Origin of the sequence: Enterobacter adelaidei (assembly GCF_041937165.1) — a bacterium.
In the GTDB taxonomy this organism is placed as follows: Bacteria; Pseudomonadota; Gammaproteobacteria; order Enterobacterales; family Enterobacteriaceae; genus Enterobacter; species Enterobacter adelaidei.
This window is the reverse complement of record NZ_CP154353.1, coordinates 4,103,996-4,124,710: the sequence shown is the minus strand read 5'-3', so window position 1 is coordinate 4,124,710 and position 20,715 is coordinate 4,103,996. Positions and strand designations below refer to the sequence as shown.

At 53.0% G+C, this 20,715-nt stretch carries 26 protein-coding genes; 13 read left to right on the top strand and 13 right to left on the bottom strand.

What is annotated here, in order from left to right:
* Positions 1–10: 10 nt before the first annotated feature.
* The 7 genes from rpoN to AAHF05_RS20030 are packed head-to-tail and all read right to left on the bottom strand — an operon-like array spanning position 11 to position 5,877.
* The gene (rpoN, locus tag AAHF05_RS20060) at positions 11–1,444 is read right to left on the bottom strand and encodes an RNA polymerase factor sigma-54 (RefSeq protein WP_129324191.1); all 1,434 of its coding nucleotides are present in this window, start codon (positions 1,442–1,444) and stop codon (positions 11–13) included.
* A 47-nt stretch (positions 1,445–1,491) separates the two neighbouring features.
* Positions 1,492–2,217, bottom strand: a complete 726-nt coding sequence (lptB, locus tag AAHF05_RS20055; protein WP_025756692.1) for an LPS export ABC transporter ATP-binding protein — start codon at positions 2,215–2,217, stop codon at positions 1,492–1,494.
* A gap of 6 nt (positions 2,218–2,223) precedes the next feature.
* The gene (gene lptA, locus AAHF05_RS20050) at positions 2,224–2,778 is read right to left on the bottom strand and encodes a lipopolysaccharide ABC transporter substrate-binding protein LptA (protein ID WP_024906352.1); all 555 of its coding nucleotides are present in this window, start codon (positions 2,776–2,778) and stop codon (positions 2,224–2,226) included.
* Positions 2,747–3,322, bottom strand: a complete 576-nt coding sequence (gene lptC, locus AAHF05_RS20045; RefSeq protein WP_028017027.1) for an LPS export ABC transporter periplasmic protein LptC — start codon at positions 3,320–3,322, stop codon at positions 2,747–2,749. Before lptC ends, lptA begins: the two co-directional genes overlap by 32 nt.
* Positions 3,319–3,885, bottom strand: coding sequence for a 3-deoxy-manno-octulosonate-8-phosphatase KdsC (gene kdsC / locus AAHF05_RS20040; RefSeq protein ID WP_108091086.1), 567 nt, complete (start codon positions 3,883–3,885; stop codon positions 3,319–3,321). Before kdsC ends, lptC begins: the two co-directional genes overlap by 4 nt.
* Positions 3,886–3,899: 14 nt before the next feature.
* Positions 3,900–4,886 carry an arabinose-5-phosphate isomerase KdsD gene (gene kdsD / locus AAHF05_RS20035; RefSeq protein WP_129324190.1) on the bottom strand — a complete coding sequence of 329 codons (987 nt, stop codon included), beginning with the start codon at positions 4,884–4,886 and terminating at the stop codon, positions 3,900–3,902.
* Between the two features lie 13 nt (positions 4,887–4,899).
* Complete coding sequence (locus tag AAHF05_RS20030) at positions 4,900–5,877, bottom strand: calcium/sodium antiporter (protein WP_129324189.1); 978 nt, start codon at positions 5,875–5,877, stop codon at positions 4,900–4,902.
* 227 nt (positions 5,878–6,104) lie between these two features.
* Here AAHF05_RS20030 and mlaF point away from each other — a divergent pair, with 227 nt between their 5' ends.
* The 7 genes from mlaF (at position 6,105) to murA (ending at position 10,898) form a co-directional block, all read left to right on the top strand.
* Positions 6,105–6,917 (top strand): phospholipid ABC transporter ATP-binding protein MlaF, encoded by an 813-nt coding sequence (gene mlaF, locus AAHF05_RS20025; protein WP_024906354.1) that lies wholly within the window; start codon positions 6,105–6,107, stop codon positions 6,915–6,917.
* A 7-nt stretch (positions 6,918–6,924) separates the two neighbouring features.
* Complete coding sequence (gene mlaE / locus AAHF05_RS20020) at positions 6,925–7,707, top strand: lipid asymmetry maintenance ABC transporter permease subunit MlaE (protein WP_010436044.1); 783 nt, start codon at positions 6,925–6,927, stop codon at positions 7,705–7,707.
* 4 nt (positions 7,708–7,711) lie between these two features.
* Positions 7,712–8,260: an outer membrane lipid asymmetry maintenance protein MlaD gene (mlaD, locus tag AAHF05_RS20015; RefSeq protein WP_028017030.1), complete on the top strand. Its 549-nt coding sequence runs from the start codon at positions 7,712–7,714 to the stop codon at positions 8,258–8,260.
* Between the two features lie 18 nt (positions 8,261–8,278).
* A complete protein-coding gene (mlaC, locus tag AAHF05_RS20010; protein ID WP_129324188.1) occupies positions 8,279–8,914 on the top strand; it encodes a phospholipid-binding protein MlaC in 636 nt (211 codons plus the stop codon).
* Entirely contained in the window at positions 8,914–9,207 is a 294-nt protein-coding gene (gene mlaB / locus AAHF05_RS20005) for a lipid asymmetry maintenance protein MlaB (protein ID WP_049007565.1), read from the top strand. Before mlaC ends, mlaB begins: the two co-directional genes overlap by 1 nt.
* Before the next feature lie 126 nt (positions 9,208–9,333).
* On the top strand, positions 9,334–9,588 hold the full coding sequence (gene ibaG, locus AAHF05_RS20000; protein ID WP_008501458.1) for a BolA family iron metabolism protein IbaG: 255 nt from the start codon (positions 9,334–9,336) through the stop codon (positions 9,586–9,588).
* Between the two features lie 50 nt (positions 9,589–9,638).
* Complete coding sequence (murA, locus tag AAHF05_RS19995; RefSeq protein WP_028017033.1) at positions 9,639–10,898, top strand: UDP-N-acetylglucosamine 1-carboxyvinyltransferase; 1,260 nt, start codon at positions 9,639–9,641, stop codon at positions 10,896–10,898.
* A 61-nt stretch (positions 10,899–10,959) separates the two neighbouring features.
* On the opposite strand, the gene sfsB is transcribed toward murA, so the two are convergent.
* The gene (sfsB, locus tag AAHF05_RS19990) at positions 10,960–11,247 is read right to left on the bottom strand and encodes a DNA-binding transcriptional regulator SfsB (RefSeq protein ID WP_028017034.1); all 288 of its coding nucleotides are present in this window, start codon (positions 11,245–11,247) and stop codon (positions 10,960–10,962) included.
* Positions 11,248–11,477: 230 nt separating this feature from the next.
* Positions 11,478–12,449, bottom strand: a complete 972-nt coding sequence (ispB, locus tag AAHF05_RS19985) for an octaprenyl diphosphate synthase (protein WP_028017035.1) — start codon at positions 12,447–12,449, stop codon at positions 11,478–11,480.
* 257 nt (positions 12,450–12,706) lie between these two features.
* Here ispB and rplU point away from each other — a divergent pair, with 257 nt between their 5' ends.
* The 4 genes from rplU to cgtA all read left to right on the top strand — a co-directional run bounded on the left by rplU (position 12,707) and on the right by cgtA (position 15,548).
* Positions 12,707–13,018: a 50S ribosomal protein L21 gene (gene rplU / locus AAHF05_RS19980; RefSeq protein WP_003025032.1), complete on the top strand. Its 312-nt coding sequence runs from the start codon at positions 12,707–12,709 to the stop codon at positions 13,016–13,018.
* Positions 13,019–13,037: 19 nt separating this feature from the next.
* Positions 13,038–13,295 carry a 50S ribosomal protein L27 gene (rpmA, locus tag AAHF05_RS19975; RefSeq protein WP_004385076.1) on the top strand — a complete coding sequence of 86 codons (258 nt, stop codon included), beginning with the start codon at positions 13,038–13,040 and terminating at the stop codon, positions 13,293–13,295.
* A gap of 96 nt (positions 13,296–13,391) precedes the next feature.
* Positions 13,392–14,357, top strand: coding sequence for a DMT family transporter (locus tag AAHF05_RS19970; RefSeq protein ID WP_028017036.1), 966 nt, complete (start codon positions 13,392–13,394; stop codon positions 14,355–14,357).
* A 15-nt stretch (positions 14,358–14,372) separates the two neighbouring features.
* Positions 14,373–15,548 carry an Obg family GTPase CgtA gene (gene cgtA, locus AAHF05_RS19965; RefSeq protein ID WP_129324187.1) on the top strand — a complete coding sequence of 392 codons (1,176 nt, stop codon included), beginning with the start codon at positions 14,373–14,375 and terminating at the stop codon, positions 15,546–15,548.
* A gap of 35 nt (positions 15,549–15,583) precedes the next feature.
* On the opposite strand, the gene pmrB is transcribed toward cgtA, so the two are convergent.
* Genes pmrB through dacB form a run of 3 tightly spaced genes read right to left on the bottom strand, consistent with a single transcriptional unit; the run spans position 15,584 to position 18,722 of the window.
* Positions 15,584–16,627, bottom strand: coding sequence for a two-component system sensor histidine kinase PmrB (gene pmrB, locus AAHF05_RS19960; protein WP_374936415.1), 1,044 nt, complete (start codon positions 16,625–16,627; stop codon positions 15,584–15,586).
* Positions 16,624–17,286: a two-component system response regulator PmrA gene (gene pmrA / locus AAHF05_RS19955; RefSeq protein ID WP_028017039.1), complete on the bottom strand. Its 663-nt coding sequence runs from the start codon at positions 17,284–17,286 to the stop codon at positions 16,624–16,626. Before pmrA ends, pmrB begins: the two co-directional genes overlap by 4 nt.
* Positions 17,287–17,288: 2 nt before the next feature.
* Positions 17,289–18,722 (bottom strand): serine-type D-Ala-D-Ala carboxypeptidase, encoded by a 1,434-nt coding sequence (gene dacB, locus AAHF05_RS19950; RefSeq protein WP_028017040.1) that lies wholly within the window; start codon positions 18,720–18,722, stop codon positions 17,289–17,291.
* Positions 18,723–18,947: 225 nt separating this feature from the next.
* Between dacB and greA the strand changes: the two genes are divergently transcribed.
* Complete coding sequence (gene greA, locus AAHF05_RS19945; RefSeq protein ID WP_028017041.1) at positions 18,948–19,424, top strand: transcription elongation factor GreA; 477 nt, start codon at positions 18,948–18,950, stop codon at positions 19,422–19,424.
* Positions 19,425–19,575: 151 nt separating this feature from the next.
* On the opposite strand, the gene yhbY is transcribed toward greA, so the two are convergent.
* Positions 19,576–19,869, bottom strand: a complete 294-nt coding sequence (yhbY, locus tag AAHF05_RS19940; RefSeq protein ID WP_003861814.1) for a ribosome assembly RNA-binding protein YhbY — start codon at positions 19,867–19,869, stop codon at positions 19,576–19,578.
* 127 nt (positions 19,870–19,996) lie between these two features.
* On the opposite strand from yhbY, the gene rlmE reads away from it, so the two are divergent.
* Positions 19,997–20,623 carry a 23S rRNA (uridine(2552)-2'-O)-methyltransferase RlmE gene (gene rlmE / locus AAHF05_RS19935; RefSeq protein ID WP_003861812.1) on the top strand — a complete coding sequence of 209 codons (627 nt, stop codon included), beginning with the start codon at positions 19,997–19,999 and terminating at the stop codon, positions 20,621–20,623.
* Positions 20,624–20,715 lie beyond the last annotated feature (92 nt).

The following is a 20,715-nucleotide window of genomic DNA, read 5'->3' as shown; positions in this document are numbered from 1 at the left end:
ATCGGTTGTGTCAAACCAGCTGTTTACGCTGGTTGGACGGCGGAATGGATAAAGACTCTCGATACTTCGCAACAGTACGACGTGCCACCATAATACCCTGGTCGGACAGCATGGTGGTTAACTTACTGTCACTCAGTGGCTTCGCGGGGTTCTCCGCGGCGATCAACTTCTTCACCAGTGCGCGAATTGCCGTTGACGACGCTTCACCGCCGCCCTCGGTATTCACATGACTGGAGAAGAAATACTTAAGCTCAAAAATACCGCGTGGACTGTGCAGATACTTCTGCGTGGTGACGCGGGAAATGGTTGATTCATGCATCTCGACGGCCTGGGCAATATCTGCCAGTACCATCGGTTTCATATACTCTTCACCCTGCTCAAAGAAAGCCTGCTGCTGTTCGACAATACAGCGGCTGACGCGGAGCAGCGTATCATTTCGGCTCTCCAGACTTTTGATCAACCATCGTGCTTCCTGCAGATTGCTACGAATATATTGGTTGTCAGAGTCGTTTCGTGCGCTGGTGCACATGGAGGCATACTGCTGGTTGATTTGCAGGCGAGGGATGCTGTCAGAGTTCAGTTCAACGACCCAGCGGCCATTGTGTTTTCTGACCAGCACATCCGGGATCACGTACTCGGGTTCGCTGGTCTGGATCGACTGTCCGGGGCGTGGATCGAGCGACTGGATCAGATTCACCGCTTCTTTCAGCACCTCTTCTTTCAGGCGTGTGACGCGCATCAGGGTGCGGAAATCGTGGTTAGCCAACAGATCCAGATGATCGCTAATGATAACGCGCGCCTCATCAATCCATGGCGTCTCTTTGCTGAACTGAGAAAGCTGGATCAGCAGGCAGTCGCGTAGATCTTTTGCCGCCACACCGACCGGATCGAAACGCTGGATACGCTTCAGAACGGCTTCAACTTCCTCAAGCTCTATCTCGTCGTCGCCCATGCTTTCCAGAATATCGTCCAGCGTGACGGTTAAATAGCCCGTGTCGTCAACGGCATCGACAATTGACGTGGCAATCGCGCGGTCGGTATCGGAGAAGGGGGTCAGTTCCACCTGCCACATCAGATAATCCTGTAGCGACTGGGTGGTTTCACCCTGATAGACCGGTAGCTCATCATCCTGGTAGTCTGCACGCGTACCGGAAGGGGTTCCGGCGGTGTAGATTTCATCCCAGCTGGCATCCAGCGGAAGCTCGTCCGGCATCTCTTTTTGTTCGAGTGCATCAGCGGTATCGAGCGCTTCTGTATCCTGCGACTGCTGGGTATCTACCTCGTCATGAAGATCGGTTTGTTCCAGCAGCGGATTGCTGTCCAGCGCCTGCTGGAGCTCCTGCTGGAGTTCTAACGTGGACAGTTGCAACAGGCGAATTGCCTGCTGTAGCTGCGGCGTCATCGCCAGTTGTTGGCTGAGCCTTAATTGCAAACCTTGCTTCATGTTCAGAGCATTTTTCTCCGGTTCGGCGTTACGTTACCTCTACCCTATCAGAGTCTGAAGTCTTCCCCAAGATAGACGCGCTTAACATGATCATCTTCGAGGATCTGCTGCGGCGTACCGTGGGCGATCAGATTGCCCTGGCTCACAATATAGGCGCGTTCACACACGGCCAGCGTTTCACGCACGTTGTGGTCAGTGATCAGTACGCCAAGCCCGCTGTCGCGCAGGTGTTCAATGATACGTTTAATGTCGATAACGGAGATGGGGTCAACGCCCGCAAACGGTTCATCCAGAAGGATAAATTTCGGGTTTGCGGCCAGCGCACGCGCGATTTCAACGCGGCGACGTTCACCCCCGGAGAGCGCCTGACCGAGGCTGTCACGCAGGTGCTCAATGTGGAATTCTTCCATCAGCTCGTTGGCACGATCCTGTCGCTGTTCGCTGGTCAGGTCGTTACGAATTTGTAGAACCGCCATCAGGTTATCGTAAACGCTAAGACGACGGAAAATAGAGGCTTCCTGCGGCAGATAGCCGATTCCGCGACGCGCGCGAGCGTGCAACGGCAGAAGGCTGATGTCTTCATCGTCAATAACAATGTTGCCGGCATCGCGCGGCACAATGCCAACGACCATGTAAAACGTGGTGGTTTTACCCGCACCGTTAGGGCCAAGCAGGCCAACAATTTCGCCGGAGTTGACGGTCAGACTGACATCTTCTACGACACGGCGGCCCTTATAGGCCTTCGCGAGATTTTTTGCAGTTAATGTTGCCATAACGAATTAGTTACTCTTCTTCTGTGCCGGGGCCTGGCCTTTACCTTTGTCCTGCAGCTGCGACGGAACCAGCACGGTGGTTACGCGTTTGCCTTTCTCACTGGAGGCCTGCATTTTTTGCTCTTTCACCAGATAGGTGATCTGGTCGCCGGTAATATTGCTGTCCAGCTGTTCCAGATAGGCATTACCCGTCAGGATGACCAGATCCTTCGCCAGCTCATAGTGCATGTGCGTGGCGTGGCCCTTCACCGGCTTGCCGTTGTCCTGCATCTGGTAGAAGGTTGCCGGGTTGCCGTAGCCATCAATAATCTCTTTGCCCTGCTCACCACCCGGACGGGTAACGACCACTTTGTCGGCGTTGATTTTGATGGTGCCCTGGGTCATGACGACATTACCCGTAAAGGTGACGACGTTACCCTGCATATCAAGAGACTGCGTGTCTGACTCGATATGGATCGGCTGGTCGGTATCGCCCGTTACAGCAAGCGCGGGGAGACTGGTCGCCAGCATCGCACTGGCGATAATTACTTTAAGGCTGAGTTTGTTTGTTTTGAATTTCATAGGAGGTTCTAACCTTTTCAATCAGCTCGGCGTTTTTGCTGCGTAAGTTCCCGCGCATTCTTAAACCGCTGGAATTAAATGTTGTGCCATACAGTGTGACCAGATCCTGCGACGTCACATCCTGGGTCACCAGGTTGATCTGGGCATTATCCGTCGTAATTTTTCGCAGTTGCGAGTCAGGCGTCAGAGCGTTGACTTCAACGTGGCCATATAGATAAAGCATACGGTCATTTGTCAGTTTTGCCCGGTCTGACTTGATTGACCACGTCGGGACTTTGTCCTTATCAAACGTCGTCATGACAGGTTGGGTAAACCACGAAATACCGTCATCTGAAAAATATTCAACATGCTGGGCAATCAGGCGATAGTTCAGTGCCCCTTCCGGGCTGTAGACCACGGTGTCGCTGTGATCGCTTTTATAGGTTGGATCGTTATTGTTGATCACTTCCGTTTGCGTATCGTCGCGATCGGCAATATTCACGCCAATCAATACCAGTGCGACAAGCGAAAGCAGAATGATAACCCAACGTCTGGTTTTACTCATATTGATTGCCCTTTGGCCTCATCAAGCTTGCCTTGCGCCAGCAGAAGCAGATCGCAGACTTCACGTACGGCACCGCGGCCGCCATTGATGTGGGTAACGTAGTCAGCGCGTGGGAGCAACAGCGGATGCGCATCGGCAACAGCGATACTCAGCCCAACTTCAGTCATCACGGGCCAGTCAATCAGGTCATCCCCGACATAAGCTACGTTTTCCGGTGCGATTGCCAGTTTACCCACTAAATCATTGAACGCCGCCATCTTATCGGATTGTCCCTGATACAGATGGGTAATGCCCAGCGTCTCACAGCGATCTTCTACCAGTTTAGCTTTTCGCCCGGTGATGATCGCAACCTCGATACCCGAGGTGAGGGCACAGCGGATACCGTAACCGTCGCGAACGTTAAACGCTTTCAGCTCTTCACCATTATTGCCCATGTAAATCAGGCCATCGGAGAGGACCCCATCCACATCCAGGATGAGCAGGCGAATCTTTTCTGCCTTCGCCATCATATGGGTACTGACCGGACCATAACAGGTTGCAAGGGATGCACCCGCATTACTCATTGTCTTATCCTTCATTACACTACGCCTGCGCGCAGCAGATCATGCATATGTACCACACCCAGCAACTGGTCGCCATCGGCAACCATAACGGAGGTGATATGACGGGACTGCATCAGGTTCAGCACATCCACTGCCAGCGTACCCGGGCGAACGCGGATGCCGCCAGGTGTCATCACATCGGCAATACCAAGTGTGCGGACATCTACACCCATATCAAACACGCGACGCAGGTCCCCATCGGTGAAGATCCCCTGAATTTTCATCAGATCATCGCACACGACCGTCATACCCAGATTCTTGCGGGTGATTTCCAGCAGCGCATCGCGCAGGGAGGCCGCTTTACTGACGTGAGGGATTTCATCCCCGGTGTGCATAATATCGTTGACCCGCAGAAGCAGCTTGCGCCCAAGCGCACCGCCAGGGTGAGACAGGGCGAAATCCTCAGGCGTGAAGCCACGGGCTTCCAGCAGGGCCACGGCAAGCGCATCACCCATGACCAGTGCAGCGGTGGTGCTGGAGGTCGGAGCCAGGCCCAGAGGGCAGGCTTCTTTGGGAACCTTAACGCACAGGTGAATATCGGCCGCCCGCGCCATGCTACTTTCCGGGCGACTGGTCATGCAAATGAGTGGGACCTGCAGTCGCTTCAGTACCGGGATCAGCGCCAGGATCTCATTGGATTCACCGGAGTTTGACAGCGCGATGACGATATCTTGCGGCGTGACCATTCCCAGGTCACCGTGTGCGGCTTCCCCCGGGTGGACAAAGAAAGAAGAGGTTCCGGTGCTGGCAAACGTCGCGGCCATTTTGCGGCCAATATGACCTGACTTGCCCATCCCCATTACCACGACTTTGCCGGCACAGTAGAATATCTTCTCACATGCCCGACTAAAATCCTGATTAATGTACTGATCTAACTGCGCCAGACCTTCACGTTCAATCTCCAGAACGTCTTTGCCTGCTTTCTGAAAGTCAAAACCCGGCTGCAATTCTATTTGCGACATAATGCGTTTCCGTTTACCCAGAGAGAAGAGGCGAGAGCCAGTACAGCATCGCCATCCATACGATAAATCCACCCGTCAGCAGCGCCCCTGCGCCTTTGCCGATCTGGCGTTGCCGCCGCCAGCAGAGCAGGGCAAATATCACGCTGACCAGCAACATCACACCGTAATCGCGTGAGAACGCCAGCGGGTTAAAAGGCCCGGGCGCGATCAGGGCCGGCAGGCCCATCACAATCGCGATATTAAAAATGTTGGAACCGATGATATTGCCAATGGCAATGTCATCTTCACCTTTACGTGCTCCCGCAATGGCCGTGGCCAGCTCCGGCAGACTGGTACCGATGGCAATGACCGTCAGGCCAATGGTCAGTTCACTGATGGCAAAATAGTTCGCCAGCACTGTCGCGTTGTCGACGACCATGCGCGTTGCCATTGGCATGATGATCAGCGCGACGCCAAGCCAAAGTAGTGCTACAGGCAGCGTGCCCTCCCGGGGGAGTTCGGCAACCTGCTCCCGCGTCAGGCTGTCCTGACCCAGCTTTTCAGCCTGGCGGGCGATTTTAACACTATACAGCAGCCAGATGACGGCCAGCGCCAGCAAGAAAATACCGTCGCTGTAGCTCAGTACGCCATCATAAAATACGCATCCTGCCAGCAGGCTTACGATTAACATTAGCGGCAATTCACGGCGCAGAACATCGGAATGCACGCGAAATGGATGGAGGAGTGCCGCCAGGCCTAAAATCAGTAATATATTGACGATGTTCGAGCCAATCGCGGTGCCAATAGCCAGGTCTACCTGACCATGCAGCGATGCTGAAACAGAGACGATGATTTCAGGAAGCGACGTTCCAACACTGACAACGGTCATCCCGATGACAACAGGCGGTACGCCAGTCAGACGACACAGGATAGATGCAGCAAACACTAAACGGTCAGCACTGTAGACCACCAAAAGTAAACCAATTATTAACAGTGCTGTTGCTAAAAGCATCAAAAGTCCTTTCTTCAGGTATACTCGTCGGTCCATCGCGCGGGAATGGCTGGACTGCATACTGTCTGAGGCGTAACGAATTCCTAATTTTGACTTTATGCGCCGGAAAAGTAAAACAAATGCCAGCTTTCGCTAACCTCAACGGCTATTATTCTGTAAAAATGCTGAGTTTGGGGCTGATTCAGGCTGCATGCCTTAATGTGAGCAGGGTAAGAAAGGAACAATAAATGAGCCAAACGATGGCGAATTTAGTCGATGTTCGCGGTGTGAGTTTTTCTCGCGCTAACCGATTGATATTTGATGATATTTCGTTGACCGTACCGCGTGGCAAGATCACTGCCATCATGGGGCCGTCCGGGATCGGTAAAACGACCCTGCTGCGCCTCATTGGTGGGCAGATCCCACCGGATAGCGGTGAAATCCTCTTTGATGGCGAAAACATCCCGGAGATGTCGCGCTCGCGCCTGTATACTGTCCGTAAACGCATGAGCATGCTCTTTCAGTCGGGGGCTCTGTTCACCGACATGAACGTCTTTGATAACGTGGCCTATCCGCTGCGCGAGCATACCAGCCTGCCGCCTGAGCTGCTGAAAAGCACGGTGATGATGAAGCTTGAAGCCGTCGGTTTGCGAGGTGCTGCAAAACTGATGCCTTCGGAACTGTCCGGTGGGATGGCGCGACGCGCTGCACTGGCGCGAGCCATTGCACTAGAACCTGATTTAATCATGTTCGACGAACCGTTTGTCGGACAGGATCCTATCACGATGGGTGTGCTGGTGAAGCTCATCTCTGAGCTGAACAGCGCGCTCGGCGTTACCTGTATCGTGGTTTCTCACGATGTACCGGAAGTATTGAGCATTGCCGATTACGCCTATATCGTGGCGGACAAAAAGATCGTCGCACACGGTAGCGCTCAGGCGCTGCAGGAAAATTGCGATCCGCGCGTGCGGCAGTTCCTTGACGGTATTGCAGATGGCCCTGTGCCGTTCCGCTACCCGGCGGGCGACTATCGTGACGATTTACTGGGAATAGGGAGTTAAGCCACTCATGCTGTTAAATGCGTTGGCCGCTCTCGGACACCGTGGCATAAAAACCATCAGGACGTTCGGGCGCGCCGGATTGATGTTATTCAACGCGCTGGTCGGCAAGCCGGAATTCCGCAAGCACGCACCGTTGCTGGTGCGTCAGCTCTATAATGTCGGCGTGCTGTCGATGCTCATCATCATTGTTTCCGGGCTGTTTATCGGTATGGTGCTTGGGCTTCAGGGCTACCTTGTTCTGACAACCTACAGTGCAGAAACCAGCCTCGGGATGCTGGTGGCACTCTCACTGCTGCGTGAACTGGGGCCGGTTGTGGCGGCACTGTTGTTCGCTGGGCGCGCGGGGTCGGCATTAACGGCTGAAATTGGCCTGATGCGTGCGACCGAGCAGCTTTCCAGCATGGAGATGATGGCGGTTGATCCGCTGCGTCGCGTGATCTCGCCGCGTTTCTGGGCTGGGGTGATTTCGTTACCGTTACTGACTATTCTGTTTGTCGCCGTGGGTATCTGGGGCGGCTCGCTGGTTGGCGTCCACTGGAAAGGCATTGATGCCGGTTTCTTCTGGTCTGCCATGCAAGACGCCATTGATCTGCGAATGGATCTGGTCAACTGTCTGATTAAAAGCGTGGTCTTTGCTATTACGGTCACCTGGATTGCATTGTTCAATGGTTACGATGCCATCCCGACGTCGGCGGGCATTAGCCGTGCAACAACGCGTACAGTCGTACATTCGTCGCTGGCCGTACTGGGTCTGGATTTTGTGCTCACCGCACTGATGTTTGGGAATTGAGTTCATGCAAACGAGAAAAAATGAAATTTGGGTCGGCGTGTTCCTGTTACTGGCACTGCTGGCGGCGCTGTTTATCTGCCTGCGAGCGGCTGATATCACATCTGTCCGCACCGAGCCGACATATCGTATTTATGCCACCTTCGATAATATCGGCGGGTTGAAGGCGCGTTCACCGGTACGTATTGGTGGCGTGGTGATCGGCCGTGTGTCGGACATTACGCTTGATGAGAAAACCTATCTCCCACGCGTCGCGATGGATATCGAAGAGCGTTATAACCATATTCCGGACACCAGTTCTCTTTCGATCCGGACTTCCGGCCTGCTGGGTGAACAATATCTGGCGCTTAACGTCGGTTTTGAAGACCCAGAGCTCGGAACGACTATCCTTAAAGACGGCAGTGTTATCCAGGATACGAAGTCCGCAATGGTGCTGGAGGATATGATTGGTCAGTTCCTTTACAACAGTAAAGGGGATGAGAAAAAATCCGACGCTGCCTCTGCACCGAGTGAAGATCATACCAACGTCGCACCGACATCTGGCACGACGAATTAATTTCAGGAGAAGTCATTCATGTTTAAACGACTGTTAATGGTTGCCATGCTGGTCATTGCCCCTCTCACCGGAGCCCACGCTGCGGATCAGAGTAACCCGTACAAACAGATGGACGAAGCGGCCAAGAAGACTTTCGACCGTCTTAAAAACGAGCAACCTAAAATTCGTGCTAATCCTGATTATCTGCGTGATGTTGTCGATCAGGAACTGCTGCCGTATGTGCAGATCAAATATGCAGGTGCGCTGGTGCTGGGACGTTATTACAAAGATGCGACCCCCGCGCAGCGTGATGCTTACTTTGCCGCGTTCCGTGAATACCTGAAACAGGCTTATGGCCAGGCGCTGGCGATGTACCATGGTCAGACCTATCAGATTGCACCTGAGCAACCGCTGGGCGATGCGACCATCGTACCTATCCGCGTGACCATCAACGATCCTAACGGCCGTCCGCCGGTTCGTCTGGATTTCCAGTGGCGTAAAAATAGCCAGACTGGTCACTGGCAGGCATATGACATGATTGCCGAAGGGGTAAGCATGATCACCACCAAACAGAACGAGTGGAGCGACCTGCTGCGTACCAAAGGCATTGATGGCCTTACCGCGCAGCTGCAGTCTATTTCTCGTCAGAAAATTACACTGGATGAGAAGAAGTAATGTCTCAGCAACTCAGCTGGTCGCGTGAAGGCGAGACATTAAAGCTGTCCGGTGAACTTGATCAGGATCTGCTGAACCCATTGTGGGACAAACGTCATGAAGCGATGCAGGGTGTGACGCTCATCGACTTAACCGAGGTCACACGGGTGGATACAGCAGGTATTGCGCTGCTCGCCCATCTGGTTGCCGTGGGGAAAAAGCAGGGGCAAAGCGTCAAGCTTCACGGCGCGAGTGATAATGTCGTTACCCTTGCGCAGCTCTACAATCTCCCTCACGACGTGCTGCCTCGTTAGTATTTTCAGTGCGTTACTTCTGAAAGCCCTGACAGTTTCATCGTCGGGGCTTTTTGCTTGTTTAAGACGACGTCACTTTGCTCTAAGATGTTGGGCTTGTTTTCACTATCAGATGATTAAGAGCCCATGGAAAATCATGAAATCCAGACAGTGCTGATGAATGCACTCTCCCTTCAGGAAGCCCACGTCACTGGCGATGGCAGTCACTTCCAGGTTATTGCTGTGGGTGAGATGTTCGACGGTATGAGCCGTGTGAAGAAGCAGCAGGCTGTGTACGCGCCGCTGATGGAATATATTGCGGATAACCGCATCCACGCCCTGTCGATTAAAGCGTTCACCCCGCAAGAGTGGGCACGCGATCGCAAACTAAACGGTTTTTGAGCTGAGGGCGACAGGCCCGCAGCACGGTTGAATTTATAAGAGAACACACAATGGATAAATTTCGTGTACAGGGGCCAACGCGTCTCCAGGGCGAAGTCACAATTTCTGGCGCGAAAAACGCCGCTCTGCCAATCCTCTTTGCTGCGCTGCTCGCGGAAGAGCCGGTAGAAATTCAGAACGTACCAAAGCTGAAAGATATCGACACCACCATGAAGCTGCTCACCCAGTTGGGAACCAAAGTTGAGCGTAATGGTTCCGTCTGGATCGATGCCAGCAATGTGAACAACTTCTCTGCGCCGTACGATCTGGTGAAAACCATGCGTGCGTCCATCTGGGCGCTTGGCCCGCTGGTGGCGCGTTTTGGGCAGGGTCAGGTTTCACTGCCGGGCGGCTGTGCAATCGGCGCACGCCCGGTTGACCTGCATATCTTTGGTCTGGAGAAACTGGGCGCAGAGATCAAACTGGAAGAAGGTTACGTTAAAGCGTCCGTCAATGGTCGCCTGAAAGGCGCGCACATTGTCATGGACAAAGTGAGCGTAGGCGCAACGGTCACCATTATGTCTGCGGCAACGCTGGCAGAAGGGACCACCATTATTGAAAATGCCGCGCGTGAACCGGAAATTGTGGATACCGCAAACTTCCTCGTCGCGCTGGGTGCGAAGATCTCCGGTCAGGGTACCGACCGTATCACCATCGAAGGCGTTGAGCGTCTGGGTGGCGGTGTCTATCGCGTTCTGCCGGACCGTATCGAAACCGGTACCTTCCTGGTCGCTGCGGCGATCTCTGGCGGTAAGATTGTTTGTCGTAACGCTCAGCCGGATACGCTGGATGCGGTGCTGGCGAAGCTGCGCGATGCGGGTGCTGATATTGAGATCGGTGAAGACTGGATCAGCCTCGACATGCATGGTCAGCGTCCAAAAGCGGTGAATGTGCGTACTGCTCCACATCCGGCGTTCCCGACGGACATGCAGGCTCAGTTCACGTTGCTAAACCTGGTGGCTGAAGGTACTGGCTTCATCACTGAAACCATTTTCGAGAACCGCTTTATGCACGTACCGGAGCTGATCCGTATGGGTGCACGTGCTGAGATCGAAAGTAATACCGTGATTTGCCATGGCGTTGAGAAGTTGTCCGGTGCTCAGGTGATGGCAACCGATTTGCGTGCGTCCGCAAGCCTGGTGCTGGCGGGGTGTATCGCGGAAGGTACGACGGTTGTGGATCGTATTTACCACATCGATCGTGGCTATGAGCGTATCGAAGATAAACTGCGCGCGCTGGGTGCCAATATCGAGCGTGTGAAGGGCGAGTAATCGTTCCGGCAGCCCCCTGCCAGCAATGACCGGGGGGTTGCTGTTCCTGTCAAAAATCGCATTATTCCTGCGGTTTTTTCTTTGCTTTTTTCTGGCGAATCATGCGCGATCTGTCGATAAATTCATGGGTAATGGGATCGTGGTAACGCGAGGGCCAGATCACCCACGGATGCGTATCCAGCGCCGTTGCGATAATTAATTCTCCCTTTGGCCAGGGACGAGTCAGGGCGTTTGCCAGGGTAGAAGAACTCAGGCCATTGCGGCGAGATTCAGCTGCCAGTGAAGTGCCTTTTTTGCGCAGTGCCGCAATGATATCTGCCGTGTGCCAGTCGATAAATTTCGTATCCATAACGCTGTCCTTAAGTTCGGATTTACTCACGCCATTTCTTCTGAAACAACAGGCTTACTATACCCATTTCAAACTCTTGTTCTAAAAAGTTCGCGTTACTGGAAGGGATATTCAGAATAAGGCATGGCTTTATTCATGCGGCCTTTAAACCGATGAATTTACATGAACACGGAATTTACAGGTGTGTGCTGGAATCTCCCCGCGATGGCCGCAGGGAGATGCAGGAGGGATTAACGGTCTCGCTGAACGGCGATGTGGGCCAGCGCAATCAGTGCATCGCGCCATGGGCTGTCGGGAATGACCTGAAGAGCTTCGATGGCTTTGTCGGCTTCTTCTTCCGCACGTTGGCGCGTCCACTCCAGCGATCCGCAGATTGCCATCGTTTCCAACACAGGTTCCAGCAGATGACGGCCATTTCCCTGCTCAATTGCTTCACGGATCATTTTCGCCTGTTCGGCTGAACCGTTGCGCATAGCATGCAGCAGTGGCAGGGTTGGTTTGCCTTCGTTCAGGTCATCACCCACGTTTTTGCCGAGCGTTTCGCCGTCAGCACTGTAGTCCAGCAAATCATCAATTAACTGGAATGCGGTCCCCAGATAACGACCGTAATCCTGCAGGCCTTTTTCCTGTGCTTCGGTACAGTCCGCCAGAATACCGGAGCACTGGGCAGCTGCTTCAAACAGGCGCGCGGTTTTGCTGTAAATCACGCGCATGTAGTTTTCTTCGGTGATGTCAGGGTCGTTGACGTTCATCAGTTGCAGCACTTCGCCTTCAGCGATCACGTTAACGGCCTCAGACATCACTTCCAGTACTTTCAGAGAGCCCAGGCTGGTCATCATCTGGAAGGCGCGGGTATAGATAAAATCCCCCACCAGAACGCTGGCTGCGTTCCCGAAAGCAGCGTTTGCCGTGGCTTTACCACGACGCATATCCGATTCATCCACAACGTCGTCATGCAGAAGCGTCGCCGTGTGAATAAATTCGATAAGTGCTGCGATAGTCACGTGGGCATTTCCCTGATAGCCAACGGCTCTGGCAGCCAGAATAGCAATCATCGGGCGAATGCGTTTACCGCCGCCGCTGACGATGTAATAGCCCAACTGATTGATCAGTTGAACATCAGAGTTGAGTTGCTCCAGGATTGCTGCATTCACACCCGCCATATCTTGCGCGGTTAACTCGTTGATTTTTTCTAAATTCATCGCAAAAGCCGGGCTTTTTATCCTGTTGATCCCATCTTCAATGGGGTAACGAAGGGTTTCGGTTTATCAATAGTAGTGCTGATTGTACTGAAAAAACGGCTCAGATAAACGTTACCGTACGTGTTGTGTTTTTTTTCTTCATGTATTGACGGTAGCACTTGTCAAAGGCTCGCGTTTTGCGTAATATTCGCGCCCTATTGTGAATATTTATAGCGCACTCTGATTCATACGAGGACGTGCGCGGAAGCGGAGTTTATATGTACGCGGTTTTCCAAAGTGGTGGTAAACAACACCGAGTAAGCGAAGGTCAGACCGTTCGCCTGGAAAAGCTGGACATCGCAACTGGCGAATCTGTTGAATTCGCTGAAGTTCTGATGATCGCAAACGGTGAAGAAGTCAAAATCGGCGTTCCTTTCGTTGATGGCGGCGTTATCAAAGCTGAAGTTGTTGCACACGGTCGTGGCGAGAAAGTTAAAATCGTTAAGTTTCGTCGTCGTAAGCACTACCGTAAGCAGCAGGGCCACCGTCAGTGGTTCACTGATGTGAAAATTACTGGCATCAGCGCCTAAGACCTGAGGAGAGATTTAAATGGCACATAAAAAGGCTGGCGGCTCCACACGTAACGGTCGCGATTCAGAAGCTAAACGCCTGGGCGTTAAGCGTTTCGGTGGCGAATCCGTTCTGGCGGGTAGCATCATCGTTCGTCAACGTGGTACCAAATTCCACGCTGGCAACAACGTAGGTTGCGGTCGTGACCACACTCTGTTTGCTAAAGCAGACGGTAAAGTGAAATTTGAAGTTAAAGGCCCGAACAACCGTAAATACATCAGCATCGTTGCTGAGTAAGGTTTTCTCGGTCCGGTAACGGATTAAAGCCCCGCACCCTGTTGCGGGGCTTTTTACATTGGAAACCCGGTAATTTTTTCTGTAGGGAAAACGGGCATGAAGCAGCAGGCCGGCATCGGTATTCTTTTGGCGCTCACCACCGCAATGTGCTGGGGTGCCCTGCCAATTGCAATGAAGCAGGTACTGGAAGTGATGGAGCCGCCTACGGTGGTCTTTTATCGCTTTCTGATGGCAAGCATCGGCCTCGGGGCTATCCTGGCTGTCAAAGGTAAGCTTCCTCCCTTGCGGCTCTTCCGTAAACCGCGCTGGCTGGTGTTGCTGGCTATCGCGACGGGCGGTCTGTTCGGTAACTTCATCCTGTTCAGTTCTTCCCTGCAATATCTCAGCCCCACGGCGTCGCAGGTGATTGGTCAGCTTTCACCGGTGGGCATGATGGTCGCCAGCGTCTTTATCCTCAAGGAGAAGATGCGCGGTACGCAGATTGTCGGGGCGAGCATGCTGCTATGCGGTCTGGTGATGTTCTTCAACACCAGTCTGATAGAGATTTTTACCCGGCTGACGGATTACACCTGGGGTGTGATCTTCGGCGTAGGAGCAGCAGCGGTCTGGGTGAGTTATGGCGTCGCGCAAAAGGTGTTATTGCGACGTCTTGCCTCACAGCAGATCCTCTTTTTGCTGTACACTTTGTGTACAATAGCATTGCTGCCATTAGCAAAGCCGGGTGTGATTGCCCAGCTTAGCGACTGGCAACTGGCGTGTCTCATTTTTTGTGGACTGAATACGCTGGTCGGTTATGGCGCGCTGGCCGAAGCGATGGCGCGCTGGCAGGCAGCACAGGTGAGCGCGTTAATCACGCTAACTCCGCTGTTTACGCTGTTATTTTCAGATTTGTTATCAATGGCCTGGCCCGATGTCTTCGTCAGACCGATGCTCAACTTGTTGGGTTATCTCGGTGCGTTTGTCGTGGTTGCGGGCGCGATGTATTCCGCCATTGGTCATCGTCTTTGGGGACGTTGGCGCAAAAATGAAGCGGTTGTAGTAGTCCCCCGCTCAGGCGAATGAGTTACGGAGAGTAAAATGAAGTTTGTTGATGAAGCGACGATCCTGGTCGTGGCTGGTGATGGCGGCAACGGTTGCGTGAGCTTCCGCCGTGAAAAATATATCCCACGTGGTGGCCCTGATGGCGGTGACGGCGGGGATGGTGGTGACGTTTGGCTGGAGGCGGATGAGAACCTCAACACGCTGATCGACTACCGTTTCGAAAAATCCTTCCGCGCTGAACGTGGCCAGAATGGCCAGAGCCGTGACTGTACCGGTAAACGCGGTAAAGATGTCACCATTAAGGTTCCTGTCGGTACGCGTGTTATCGACCAGGGTACCGGTGAGACCATGGGTGACATGACCAAACACGGTCAGCGTCTGATGGTCGCAAAAGGTGGCTGGCACGGTCTGGGTAACAGCCGTTTTAAATCTTCCGTTAACCGTACTCCGCGTCAGAAAACGATGGGGACGCCTGGCGATAAGCGCGATCTGCAACTGGAGCTGATGCTTCTGGCAGACGTGGGCATGCTGGGTATGCCAAATGCCGGTAAATCGACGTTTATTCGCGCCGTTTCTGCGGCGAAACCAAAAGTGGCGGACTATCCGTTTACCACGCTGGTACCAAGCCTGGGCGTTGTCCGCATGGATAACGAGAAGAGCTTTGTGGTCGCCGATATTCCGGGCCTGATTGAAGGTGCTGCTGAAGGTGCCGGTCTGGGTATCCGCTTCCTGAAACACCTTGAGCGCTGCCGCGTATTGCTGCACCTCATTGATATCGATCCTATCGACGGTTCCGATCCGGTTGAAAACGCCCGAATCATCATCGGCGAGCTGGAAAAATACAGCGAAAAACTGGCGAATAAACCACGCTGGCTGGTCTTCAACAAAATTGACCTGATGGACAAAGCCGAAGCGGAAGCTAAGGCTAAAGCGATTGCTGAAGCGATGGGCTGGGAAGAGAAATACTACCTGATCTCTGCAGCAAGCCAGGTTGGTGTGAAAGACCTCTGCTGGGATGTGATGACCTTTATCATCGAGAACCCAATTGTTCAGGCCGAAGAAGCGAAACAGCCTGAAAAAGTCGAATTCATGTGGGATGACTATCACCGCCAGCAGCTCGAAGAGCTGGAAGCGGAAGAGGATGATGAAGACTGGGACGATGACTGGGATGAAGACGACGAAGAAGGCGTCGAGTTCATCTACAAGCACTAATATCAGTTCAAAGCCCCTCGTTCGAGGGGCTTTTTTTATTCCAGCGTTGAGGGCAACCAACAGCTGGCGATTAAACCGCCCTCAGCAGCGTTATCAAGCGTCAGCTTGCCGCGGTGGAGTTGCACGATGCGTTGAACAATACTCAGCCCCAGGCCGCTACCACCGAAACGCTGATCAAGACGACGGAACGGTTCAGTGATTGATTGTCGGTGCGCTTCAGCAATACCCGGTCCCTGGTCGATAACGCTGACCTGGGTACCCCCCTCGACCTCGTTTAATGACACTTTAATGGTTGTTCCTGACGGGCTGTAACGACCGGCATTCTCCAGCAGGTTACGCAGCATCAGACGCAGAAGCACGGCGTCTCCCTGAACCGTGAGCGCACTTTTAGCAGGCCATATCACGGTATGTTCTTTGGCTTCATGCTCAAGGCTGAGTGGGGTGATGATATTGTCTGTCCAGTTCACCGTTTCGTAATGGCCGCTGGCCATTGCTTGCCCGGCTCGGGCCAGCATCAGCAGTTGCTCAACGGTGTGCATGAGTTGGTCAATACGGCTAATTAACGTCGCGGCCTGAGGAGAACCAGATTGCGCCATGAGTTCCAGATGGAGTCTGATACCGGCAAGGGGCGTCCGCAGTTCGTGTGCGGCGTCTGCGGTGAAAAGACGCTCCTGTTGGATGGTATTATCCAGCCGGGCGAGCAACTGATTCAGCGAGGTGGTGACGGCACCAATTTCTTCCATGTCGGAATACATTGGAAGCGGCGTTAAGTTATCTGCCGAACGGTTAGCCAGGCTGGCACGCAGTTTATTCAGGGGTTGGGTTATCCAGGTCACTGCCCAGAAAGAGAAAAGCAGCGTAAAACCAACCATCACCAGAGAAGGGACCAGCAGAGAGGCGATCGCTTCACGGATCTCTTTTTCAACGTGATTATTCCGCGCTTTTGCCGACAACGTCTCACTGACCAGAAAACCAATCTGTTCACGGCTTTCATGCCACAGCCAGATCACGCTTATCAGTTGGAAAAATAACAGAATGACCGCCAGCAGCACCATCAATCGCCGACGCATGCTGTTCATTTCTGACTCTCCAGGCGGTAGCCAACGCCACGGACGGTTTTGATCCGGTCCTTGCCAAGCTTACGACGCAGGTTGTGAATGTGGACTTCAAGGGTATTGGACCCAGGATCGTCCTGCCAGGAGTAGATATCCTGTTGCAGGGTTTCTCTGTGTACCGTTTGCCCGCTGCGCATAATCAGGCGCGTCAGCAAAGCAAACTCTTTTGGTGTCACCTCAATCGGCTGGGACTGACGTAGTACCTGCTGGGTTTGCAGATTCAGCGTAATATCGCCATCAGTCAGTAAGTTATCGCTATGACCCTGATAACGGCGTATTAACGCCCGGACGCGAGCCTGAAGCTCTGCCAGTGCAAAAGGCTTCACCAGGTAATCATCTGCGCCAGCATCGAGGCCGGTGATACGATCTTCAATGGCATCGCGTGCTGTCAGGATCAACACTGGATTAGCGATCCCGCGGCGTCGCCACTGACTGAGCAGCGTGGCACCGTCTTTATCAGGTAAGCCCAAATCGAGGATCACCAGACTGTATTCGCCGCTCTGGATCAGAGCATCCGCCTCTGCCGCTGTGCCAGCACAGTCGAGGGCATACCCTTCATTGGCCAGCCCCAGCGCCAGCCCTTCTTGTAATAACAGATCGTCTTCAACTATAAGTAGTTTCATCGCTAGTTATTCTGGTAGATGTCCTTATAAAGCCTGCTTTCGAATCGAACAAGCGGAATACGACGATTGCGCTGGTCGGTTGGTTCGACGGCATAGCCGGAAAGATACTGCACGAATGCCATGCGTTGTCCGCTGGCGGTGGTGATGAAGCCTGCAAGGTTGTAAACCCCCTGCAATGAACCTGTCTTAGCGGATACTTTACCATCCACACCGGCTGCGTGAAGCCCGGCGCGGTACTGCAGCGTGCCATCCTGCCCGGCAAGTGGCAGCATAGAAATAAAGTTTAGCTCAGTGTCATGTTGTGCAATGTACTGAAGCACTTGCATCATGCTGGCCGGGGAGATCAAATTATGGCGTGATAACCCGGAGCCATCGACGGCGATGGTATTACCCAGGTCGATCCCTGCCTGTTGTCGCAGGATCTGACGAACAGCATCTGAACCCGCGCGCCAGGTACCTGGCACGCCAAAGCGCGCGTGACCAATCATGCGGAACACGGTGTCGGCAATCATGTTGTCAGACTTTTTCAGCATAATTCGCAGCAAATCGTGCAGCGGTGGCGACTGTTTGCTGGCGATGACCGTGCCGGGTTGATTGACCTGCGTCTGACGAAGCAGCGTGCCGGAGTATGTTATTCCCGCTTGTTTCAGCTCATCTTTCAGAATGGCACCCGCATAGCTTGCCCCATCCTGTATCGCAAAGGCCAGCGGCAGCGGATCGGCGCGCTGTGTGAGGCAGCCCGTCAGCGTGAAGCGGTTAAGATCGCCTGGTACCACGTCCAGTTCGCAATACTGCGCATCCGGTGAGCCCTTGGCCAGCGTGCGTACCTGACTAAACATGGTGACCGGGTAGTAGGACGCCACGCGGATAAACGCTAAATCATCTGGCTTTGGTGCGCTGTAAAGCGAAACAGAGAAACAGTTACGGTCAACAATCGCGGCGGCGGGCGGGGCGCTAAAGCACTGCGTCATGTCGTTCCACGGCCAACCTGGAGCCTTATCGTGGCTGGCAAAAATGGAGGTGTCGATCAGCACATTGCCATCAATCTTCTGCACACCCGATTTTTTCAGCACCGCAACCATATTGCGGATATCCTGGCGTTTAAATGTCGGGTCCCCCCCGAAACGGGCGATAAGATCGCCTTTCAGTTCACCGCCCACGACGTTGCCTTTGGTCTCAAGGGTGGTGGTAAAACGAAAATCAGGCCCGAGCTGAAGCAGGGCGGCGAGCGCAGTGATCACCTTCTGGGTACTGGCGGGCAGCGCCATTTGCTGACTGTGGTAGTCAATTTCTGGCGTCGGCGCTCCGACCTTCTGCACCATCAATGCAAGGTTGGCACCTGCGGGCAGTTGATTAATATACTCATCAACATTCGCAGCCTGAACGCTGAACGTTATACTGGTAGTCAATCCGATGATAAAACTGGAAAATCGCATAATCTCGCGCTAACAACCCGAAAACAAACCGTCATACTACGGTGCATAGCACTGCAAAGTAAACGATGACCCATAGTGAACTTCGGGGTAAAATGCGTATCAAATTGAAAATTGCTGCTGACCTGGGGCCTGACCCCGGGTCGGTTTTCTTTTTGCTTCTGGCCTGCTAATGCGGCTGGGGCAGGGAACACTGCTCCCAACAGGAATGTTTAAGAGGTATAACAAATGCAAGCTATTCCGATGACCTTACGTGGTGCCGAAAAACTGCGCGAAGAGCTGGATTTCCTGAAATCCGTTCGCCGCCCTGAAATTATCGCCGCTATCGCGGAAGCGCGTGAGCATGGCGACCTGAAGGAGAATGCTGAATATCATGCGGCGCGTGAGCAGCAGGGCTTTTGCGAAGGGCGTATTAAAGATATCGAAGCCAAGCTGTCTAATGCGCAGGTTATCGACATCACAAAAATGCCAAATAATGGCCGCGTGATCTTCGGCTCAAGCGTTACTGTGCTGAACCTGGACAGCGACGAAGAGCAGACTTACCGCATCGTGGGCGATGATGAAGCCGATTTTAAACAGAACCTGATTTCGGTGAACTCGCCAATTGCTCGCGGCCTGATTGGCAAAGAGCAGGATGATGTTGTGACTATCCGCACCCCAGGTGGTGAAGTGGAGTACGAAATTATCAAGGTCGAGTACCTGTAATTCGCCTCTCTGCTAAGATGTTGATACATTGTAAAGAAAAGAAAAAGGCCGCGTAGCGGCCTTTTATCAACTCAAGGAGCGTGGCATTTTGCTCACCTGCTGACAGAAATCCCTCGTTTTACACAGAAAATGTGTTCGATTCAGGATATCCTTAGCGTGGCAGCGAGATTTTACGCTCTTTAGATGGGCGGTAGAGCACCAGCGTTTTACCGATGACCTGTACATTACAGGCGCCGGTTTCGCGCACGATGGCTTCCACGATCAGGTTTTTAGTGTCTCTGTCTTCAGAGGCGATTTTCACCTTGATCAGCTCGTGGTGTTCCAGCGCTTGTTCAATCTCGGCAAGCACCCCTTCGGTCAAACCATTGTTGCCAAGCATGACTACAGGCTTGAGCGGATGTGCCAGACCTTTAAGGTGCTGTTTTTGTTTAGTACTCAGATTCATCGTATATTTTTGCTTACGTTGGGATTGAAAACGGTTCATTCTACCGCCATCTCCCTTATATCGCCAAATAGCTGCGTAGAAATTTACGTCACAGGCAAGCAACGATGAACCAGGACGGAAATGTTAAATGACAGGTAAAAAGCGTTCTGCCAGCTCCAGCCGCTGGCTTCAGGAACACTTTAGCGATAAATATGTTCAACAGGCGCAGAAAAAGGGGTTGCGATCCCGCGCCTGGTTTAAACTTGATGAAATACAGCAAAGTGACAAACTTTTTAAGCCGGGGATGACGGTTGTTGACCTCGGTGCGGCACCTGGCGGATGGTCCCAGTATGCGGTAACGCAGATCGGCGGAACCGGCCGAATCATCGCGTGCGATCTTTTACCAATGGATCCCATCGTCGGTGTCGACTTCCTTCAGGGCGATTTTCGTGATGAATTAGTGCTGAAAGCGTTACTTGATCGTGTTGGTGATAGTAAGGTCCAGGTTGTCATGTCGGATATGGCACCAAATATGTGTGGAACACCGGCGGTGGATATCCCCCGCGCCATGTATCTGGTGGAGCTAGCGTTAGAAATGTGTCGTGATGTACTAGCGCCTGGTGGTAGTTTTGTTGTGAAGGTGTTTCAGGGCGAAGGTTTCGAGGAGTATCTTAAGGAAATTCGCTCCCTGTTTGCGAAGGTCAAAGTTCGTAAACCGGACTCTTCCCGGGCGCGTTCCCGTGAAGTGTATATTGTAGCGACCGGGCGAAAATGATAACCGGTGGATTTCAGGCGAAAGTTTGAATGAAACTGGATATAGAGTATCCTGACGCTGTTTTTAACACAGTTGTAATGTGAGGTTAATCC

Excerpts from the sequence above, each read along its gene's own strand:
- rpoN (WP_129324191.1), bottom strand. The coding sequence starts at position 1,444 with ATGAAGCAAGGTTTGCAATTAAGGCTCAGCCAACAACTGGCGATGACG.
- lptB (WP_025756692.1), bottom strand. The coding sequence starts at position 2,217 with ATGGCAACATTAACTGCAAAAAATCTCGCGAAGGCCTATAAGGGCCGC.
- lptA (WP_024906352.1), bottom strand. The coding sequence starts at position 2,778 with ATGAAATTCAAAACAAACAAACTCAGCCTTAAAGTAATTATCGCCAGT.
- lptC (WP_028017027.1), bottom strand. The coding sequence starts at position 3,322 with ATGAGTAAAACCAGACGTTGGGTTATCATTCTGCTTTCGCTTGTCGCA.
- kdsC (WP_108091086.1), bottom strand. The coding sequence starts at position 3,885 with ATGAGTAATGCGGGTGCATCCCTTGCAACCTGTTATGGTCCGGTCAGT.
- kdsD (WP_129324190.1), bottom strand. The coding sequence starts at position 4,886 with ATGTCGCAAATAGAATTGCAGCCGGGTTTTGACTTTCAGAAAGCAGGC.
- AAHF05_RS20030 (WP_129324189.1), bottom strand. The coding sequence starts at position 5,877 with ATGCTTTTAGCAACAGCACTGTTAATAATTGGTTTACTTTTGGTGGTC.
- mlaF (WP_024906354.1), top strand. The coding sequence starts at position 6,105 with ATGAGCCAAACGATGGCGAATTTAGTCGATGTTCGCGGTGTGAGTTTT.
- mlaE (WP_010436044.1), top strand. The coding sequence starts at position 6,925 with ATGCTGTTAAATGCGTTGGCCGCTCTCGGACACCGTGGCATAAAAACC.
- mlaD (WP_028017030.1), top strand. The coding sequence starts at position 7,712 with ATGCAAACGAGAAAAAATGAAATTTGGGTCGGCGTGTTCCTGTTACTG.
- mlaC (WP_129324188.1), top strand. The coding sequence starts at position 8,279 with ATGTTTAAACGACTGTTAATGGTTGCCATGCTGGTCATTGCCCCTCTC.
- mlaB (WP_049007565.1), top strand. The coding sequence starts at position 8,914 with ATGTCTCAGCAACTCAGCTGGTCGCGTGAAGGCGAGACATTAAAGCTG.
- ibaG (WP_008501458.1), top strand. The coding sequence starts at position 9,334 with ATGGAAAATCATGAAATCCAGACAGTGCTGATGAATGCACTCTCCCTT.
- murA (WP_028017033.1), top strand. The coding sequence starts at position 9,639 with ATGGATAAATTTCGTGTACAGGGGCCAACGCGTCTCCAGGGCGAAGTC.
- sfsB (WP_028017034.1), bottom strand. The coding sequence starts at position 11,247 with ATGGATACGAAATTTATCGACTGGCACACGGCAGATATCATTGCGGCA.
- ispB (WP_028017035.1), bottom strand. The coding sequence starts at position 12,449 with ATGAATTTAGAAAAAATCAACGAGTTAACCGCGCAAGATATGGCGGGT.
- rplU (WP_003025032.1), top strand. The coding sequence starts at position 12,707 with ATGTACGCGGTTTTCCAAAGTGGTGGTAAACAACACCGAGTAAGCGAA.
- rpmA (WP_004385076.1), top strand. The coding sequence starts at position 13,038 with ATGGCACATAAAAAGGCTGGCGGCTCCACACGTAACGGTCGCGATTCA.
- AAHF05_RS19970 (WP_028017036.1), top strand. The coding sequence starts at position 13,392 with ATGAAGCAGCAGGCCGGCATCGGTATTCTTTTGGCGCTCACCACCGCA.
- cgtA (WP_129324187.1), top strand. The coding sequence starts at position 14,373 with ATGAAGTTTGTTGATGAAGCGACGATCCTGGTCGTGGCTGGTGATGGC.
- pmrB (WP_374936415.1), bottom strand. The coding sequence starts at position 16,627 with ATGAACAGCATGCGTCGGCGATTGATGGTGCTGCTGGCGGTCATTCTG.
- pmrA (WP_028017039.1), bottom strand. The coding sequence starts at position 17,286 with ATGAAACTACTTATAGTTGAAGACGATCTGTTATTACAAGAAGGGCTG.
- dacB (WP_028017040.1), bottom strand. The coding sequence starts at position 18,722 with ATGCGATTTTCCAGTTTTATCATCGGATTGACTACCAGTATAACGTTC.
- greA (WP_028017041.1), top strand. The coding sequence starts at position 18,948 with ATGCAAGCTATTCCGATGACCTTACGTGGTGCCGAAAAACTGCGCGAA.
- yhbY (WP_003861814.1), bottom strand. The coding sequence starts at position 19,869 with ATGAATCTGAGTACTAAACAAAAACAGCACCTTAAAGGTCTGGCACAT.
- rlmE (WP_003861812.1), top strand. The coding sequence starts at position 19,997 with ATGACAGGTAAAAAGCGTTCTGCCAGCTCCAGCCGCTGGCTTCAGGAA.